This is a genomic window from Nocardia sp. NPDC004722 (assembly GCF_053601505.1).
In genome coordinates this window covers 1-4,718 of the sequence record NZ_JBSGBY010000628.1, presented here as the reverse complement: position 1 = coordinate 4,718, position 4,718 = coordinate 1, and the positions used below count along the sequence as shown (strand labels likewise).

The window sequence follows — 4,718 nt, the reverse complement described above, 5'->3', positions numbered from 1 at the left end:
GCCGCCGTAGTATGATCTGCTAGACCCCAACTCAATTCGCGTCCGTCCAGAATTCTGGACGGACGCGATTCTCGTTCAGTCGAACCATTCGGGGTCGCCTGCTGCGATGAGTTTGCGGAGGGTGGCGGGGTTTTGGAAGGCTTCGTGGAGGAGTTGGCCGAGGCGGCGGAGGGCTTCGGGGTCTTGGCCGTAGGCGACGAAGGTTCCGGCCTCGGGGTCGTAGTTGAGGCGTTCGGCGAAGCCGGGCTCCTGGGTTGCTACGGCGGAGCGGGCTACTCCGGCCCAGCCGTAACCGTTTCCGTCGTAACCGAATTCGGCGAAAACCGGTTCGGCGGCCAGCATGTGGTTGTCCGACAACAGCAGGCAGAAATGGCCTGGTTTGTGGTCGTACTCGAAGAAGACGAGCGGGGCGAAGGTCTCGCGGTCGGTCACAATGATGACCTTAGCGAGACCCTCCGACACCGTCAGTTCGGTTCGACCTCGGCGAAATCGCTGATCCAGCGGTGCTCGCCCCGAGGGCTGTTCGGCTCACCGGGACGGGTGACCCCGATGGCCTGCCAGCCCGCTGCCGCGGCGGCGTCCACCTCGTCCGGATGATCGGAGAGGAACAGGATCTGTTCGGGCGGAACGCCGATGGCGCTGGCGATCTTCTCGTACGAGGCGGCCTCGCGCTTCGGCCCCGCGGTCGACAGGTCGAAATGACCGCTGATGAGCGGGGACAGGTCACCGCCGCGGGCGAAGGCGAACCAATCCTTCTGATTGCGCACCGAACCCGAGGAGTAGATGTACAGCTCGAGTCCGGCGTCGCGCCAGGCTCGCAGGACCGGGGGCACGTCCGGGAAGAACTCGCCGTGCAGCGCGCCGCTGCGGAACCCCTCGGCGCAGATGATGCCCTGCGCCGCCTTGAGGGGTTCGGACTTCACGTCGGTGTTGAGCCAGTTGATCAGGATGTCGGCGACGCGGGCGGCGTCGGCGTCGGGCTCTGCGGCCTGCGCGCGGGTGGCGGCGATGATGGGATCCGCTGCGCCGCCCTGGTTCTCGGCGAGCCAGCCCGGCAGCCGGTCACGGGTGTAGCCGTAAAGCTCCTCCCGCACCGAACTGGTCGGGCTGGTGGTCCCCTCGATGTCGAGTACGACCGTGGTGATCATGCCGGGGCCAGCAGCTCGTCGAGGGTCGGGAAGCCGCCGGAGATCTTGTCGCCGGTGAAATCGCCGATCCAGCCGTCCTCCTCCTCGAAGAACCGCACGGCCACGAACTCCGGCCGGGTGCCCATGTCGAACCAGTGCAGCGTGCCCGCCGGCACAGACACCAGATCGCCCGCCGTGCAGACGGTCGCGAGCACCTCATCGCCCAGGTGCAGGTAGAAGCAGCCCGCCCCGGCCGCGAAGAAGCGGACCTCGTCCTCGGCGTGGCGGTGCTCGTCGAGGAACTTGGTGCGCGCGGCCACCGCCTTGGCGGGCCACTCCGGGTCGGCGTCGTCGGGGTGGATGCGGGCCACGTCGATGAACTTGTAGCGGCCGTCGGCATTCAATTCGTCGATGCGCGACTGGTATTCGGCCAGCAGCTCCTCGGTGGTGGTCGCGGCGCTGAAGCCCTCGAGCAGCGGCCAGCGCTCGAAGGTGATGCCACGCTTGCCGAGTTCGGCGGCGATCACCGCGTCATCGGAGGTGCGCAGGACGACATCACCGGCGTCCTTGTCGGACATGATCTGCAGAAGAGTCATAGGAGGATCCTTTCTCGGATCTAATTGTCGCGCACCGGAATCTCACGGTGTCCGGTCAAAGTGGTCAGCTCGCACATGGCCTCGAGGCATTCGGCCCGGTCCCGCGCCTGCGCCAGGGTCGCACCCCAGGCGGTGATGCCGTGCCCGGCGATGAACAGCACGGGCGGGGCGTCGGGATGCTCGGTCAGATACTTTTCGATATCCACGCCGATCTGCGGCACATCGGCGTGATTGGGGAACACCGGGATATCGATGACGTCCGGACGGGCCGAACCGAGCCCCTTGATCAGCTCGTACCCCGCGAAACGTGCGGTGGTGACACTGGATCCGGCGGTCGTGATCGAGGCGGCCGTCGCGTGCGGCGGGTGCACGTGCACCACCGCGTCCGCGCCGCGTGTGCGGTACACGGCCGTGTGAATGGTGGTCTCGGCCGACGGCTTGCGCCCGGACGCGTCGACCGGCTTCGAATCGACGACCGCGACGGTGACCATATCGGTGGCGGTCAGCTCACCCTTCGACAGCCCGCTGGCGGTGATCACGGCCGTATCGCCTTGGCGCACAGAGATATTGCCCGCCGTGCCCGGCATCCAACCGCTGGCGTACAGGCCCCGCGCGATTTCCGCGATCTCGGCACCGGCATCCAGCGCAGACGCGCTGCCAGCGGGTGCCGCCGAGGTACGCGCGGCAGCCGGGTCGGTGAGCACGCCGTACTCGGTGACCACGGCGGTGACCAGCTCGGCCGGCGTGACATCGAAGGCCGGATTGAAGGTCTGCGTCCCCTCGGGAGCCGTTGTGACACCGCCGAATCCGGTGACCTCGGACGCCGCGCGCTGCTCCACCACGATGTCGGATCCCCGCGCGGTCGAGATGTCGCGCGTCGATTCCGGCGCGACCACGATGAACGGAATCCCGTGGTGCCGCGCCGCGATCGCCAGCATGTAGGTGCCGATCTTGTTGGCCACCGCCCCGTCGGCGGTGATCCGGTCCGCGCCCACCACCACGGCATCCACCTGTTCGGTGGCCATGGCCCAGGCCGCGGCGGAATCGATGGTGAGCCGATGCGGGATACCGGCTTCGGCCATCTCCCACGCGGTCAGCCGCGCGCCCTGCAACAGCGGCCGGGTCTCGTCCACGATCACCTCGGCCAGCGCACCCCGCTGCCGCAACACCCGCAGCGCGCCGATGGCGGTGCCCCACGCGGTGGTCGCGAGGCGTCCGGTATTGCAATGGGTGAGCAGCCGCAACGGCCGATCTCCGCACAGCCGCTGGATCAGATCGGCGGCCTCGGTGGCGGCGGCCAGATTCACGCGGCCGTCCTCGGCCAGCAGTTCCAGCGCCTCGGCTTCCATCGCCGCCACGCCCTCGGGCAGCTTGGCCAGTGTGCGCTGCACACCCCAGGCCAGATTGACCGCGGTCGGGCGCGCGTCGGCGATCCGGGCGGCCTCGGCCTCGACCCGCGCGGTATCCACCACACCGTCGGCCGTGGCGGCCTGCGCCGCGATCACCACACCGAACGCCCCGCACACCCCGATCGCGGGCGCGCCGCGCACGGCCAATGTCTTGATCGCCTCGATGACCTCGTCGACCGTCGTGATCCGAAGCTCCCGCAGCTCCTGCGGCAGCGCCCGTTGGTCGATGGTGACGAGCACACCGTCGGCCCACGCGATCGAACTCTGATCCATCTATTCGTGTCCTCTTGACTGGAGAATTGCGGCAGCGCCCACGGCCGTGGACACACTCCACCGTATCGAACCCGGATCGACGCCTGACCGGCAGGTTTCGGATCAGCACAATCCGAATAGCGCGGTTTCCGCCCGGGATGCGCGCGCAACCGGTAATGCGGCCCCGGCGTTGTCAGCTCGCGTCCGGCGGCCATACCGGATTACCCTCACGGTATGGCGAGACAGCGTCGCACCCGAAAGATCACCGTGACGATGCCGGAGGAGATAGCCGCCACCCTCGACGATTGGCGCAGCTCCGGTCGCATCGCCTCGATTTCCGGCTTCGTCGCCGAATCCGTCAAGGCCCGCGTCGACCGCGCCGAGTCCCTGGCCAGACTCGAGAACGCGCTCGGCGGACGGCCGCCGTTGGATCTGATCAATCGCGCTCGTGCCGTGCAGGGATTGCCACCCTTATCCGATGAGGAGGATCCCGGCGACCGCGCCGGCGCGGCATGAGCCCCGCCGCCCCGTCGCTGGGCGGCGTCGTCTTCGACACGGCCGCGCTCACCGCCTGGGCCCACCGCGTGGCCTACGTGCAATCCGTCGTCTGGGCGACCGCCGACGCCGGGCACACCATCATCGTTCCCGCCACCGCGCTCGCCGCGGCCCGCGCGCTGATTCCCCCGGGCCGCCTCGACATCCTCTCGGTGCTGCTGGATCTGCCGAATACGGTCATCCAACCCCTCGACCGCCCCGCCAGCGATCACCTCGGCGACACCCTGGCCGATCGGCCCGACGCCGACGCGCTGATCCCGGCCGGTCACGCCACTCTCGAAGCGGTGAGCCGGGATTGGCCGTGCCTGACCGACCGGCCCGACACGCTGCGCAAGCTCGATCCGCGCGTGCAGACCGACAAGCTGCCCTGAGCGGCTGCGGCGCAACAGGTTTCAGGCGCGACCGAGTGTGAGGGTCACATTGTGGCCACCGAAGCCGAAGGAATTGCTCAGCGCGTAGCGCAGTTCCTGGTACCGCGGCTTGTCGGCGACGACATCGAGTTCCGTGTCCGGATCGGGAGTCTCGAAATTCAAGGTGGGCGGGATGACCTGCTCGCTCAGGCTCCGCAAGGTAAGCATCGCTTCCAAAGCGCCCACTGCGCCTATGGAATGACCCAGCGCCGATTTCGGCGCGTACACCGAGGCATTCGGGGTGACGGCCATGATGGCCTTGGCCTCGGAGGCGCTTGGCCAGCTGCCGTTGCAACATGCGCTGCCATCCGGCGAACTCCCGGGGCTCCGCCCCCACCGAGGCCACCGAGATCGTGTCGGACACCAACG

At 68.3% G+C, this 4,718-nt stretch carries 6 protein-coding genes and 1 pseudogene; 2 read left to right on the top strand and 5 right to left on the bottom strand.

Annotated features, from left to right (window positions below):
- Window positions 1-75: 75 nt before the first annotated feature.
- Genes ACWELQ_RS38405 through mtnA form a run of 4 tightly spaced genes read right to left on the bottom strand, consistent with a single transcriptional unit; the run spans window position 76 to window position 3,405 of the window.
- Complete coding sequence (locus ACWELQ_RS38405) at window positions 76-432, bottom strand: immunity 51 family protein (protein WP_452401923.1); 357 nt, start codon at window positions 430-432, stop codon at window positions 76-78.
- A 32-nt stretch (window positions 433-464) separates the two neighbouring features.
- Entirely contained in the window at window positions 465-1,148 is a 684-nt protein-coding gene (gene mtnC, locus ACWELQ_RS38400) for an acireductone synthase (RefSeq protein WP_452401922.1), read from the bottom strand.
- Entirely contained in the window at window positions 1,145-1,723 is a 579-nt protein-coding gene (locus ACWELQ_RS38395) for a 1,2-dihydroxy-3-keto-5-methylthiopentene dioxygenase (RefSeq protein ID WP_452401921.1), read from the bottom strand. The genes mtnC and ACWELQ_RS38395 overlap by 4 nt, the downstream gene beginning before the upstream one ends.
- Window positions 1,724-1,743: 20 nt before the next feature.
- The gene (gene mtnA, locus ACWELQ_RS38390; RefSeq protein ID WP_452401920.1) at window positions 1,744-3,405 is read right to left on the bottom strand and encodes an S-methyl-5-thioribose-1-phosphate isomerase; all 1,662 of its coding nucleotides are present in this window, start codon (window positions 3,403-3,405) and stop codon (window positions 1,744-1,746) included.
- A 213-nt stretch (window positions 3,406-3,618) separates the two neighbouring features.
- Between mtnA and ACWELQ_RS38385 the strand changes: the two genes are divergently transcribed.
- Window positions 3,619-3,900, top strand: a complete 282-nt coding sequence (locus ACWELQ_RS38385; protein ID WP_452401919.1) for a hypothetical protein — start codon at window positions 3,619-3,621, stop codon at window positions 3,898-3,900.
- Window positions 3,897-4,310: a hypothetical protein gene (locus ACWELQ_RS38380; protein WP_379352077.1), complete on the top strand. Its 414-nt coding sequence runs from the start codon at window positions 3,897-3,899 to the stop codon at window positions 4,308-4,310. The genes ACWELQ_RS38385 and ACWELQ_RS38380 overlap by 4 nt, the downstream gene beginning before the upstream one ends.
- Window positions 4,311-4,331: 21 nt before the next feature.
- Here ACWELQ_RS38380 and ACWELQ_RS38375 read toward each other — a convergent pair.
- Window positions 4,332-4,622 (bottom strand): annotated as a pseudogene (locus ACWELQ_RS38375) (beta-ketoacyl-ACP synthase); the annotation flags it as partial.
- Between the last annotated feature and the right edge of the window lie 96 nt (window positions 4,623-4,718).

Coding starts and splice junctions, on each gene's coding strand:
- ACWELQ_RS38385 (WP_452401919.1), top strand. CDS start 3,619: ATGGCGAGACAGCGTCGCACCCGAAAGATCACCGTGACGATGCCGGAG.
- ACWELQ_RS38395 (WP_452401921.1), bottom strand. CDS start 1,723: ATGACTCTTCTGCAGATCATGTCCGACAAGGACGCCGGTGATGTCGTC.
- ACWELQ_RS38380 (WP_379352077.1), top strand. CDS start 3,897: ATGAGCCCCGCCGCCCCGTCGCTGGGCGGCGTCGTCTTCGACACGGCC.
- mtnC (WP_452401922.1), bottom strand. CDS start 1,148: ATGATCACCACGGTCGTACTCGACATCGAGGGGACCACCAGCCCGACC.
- mtnA (WP_452401920.1), bottom strand. CDS start 3,405: ATGGATCAGAGTTCGATCGCGTGGGCCGACGGTGTGCTCGTCACCATC.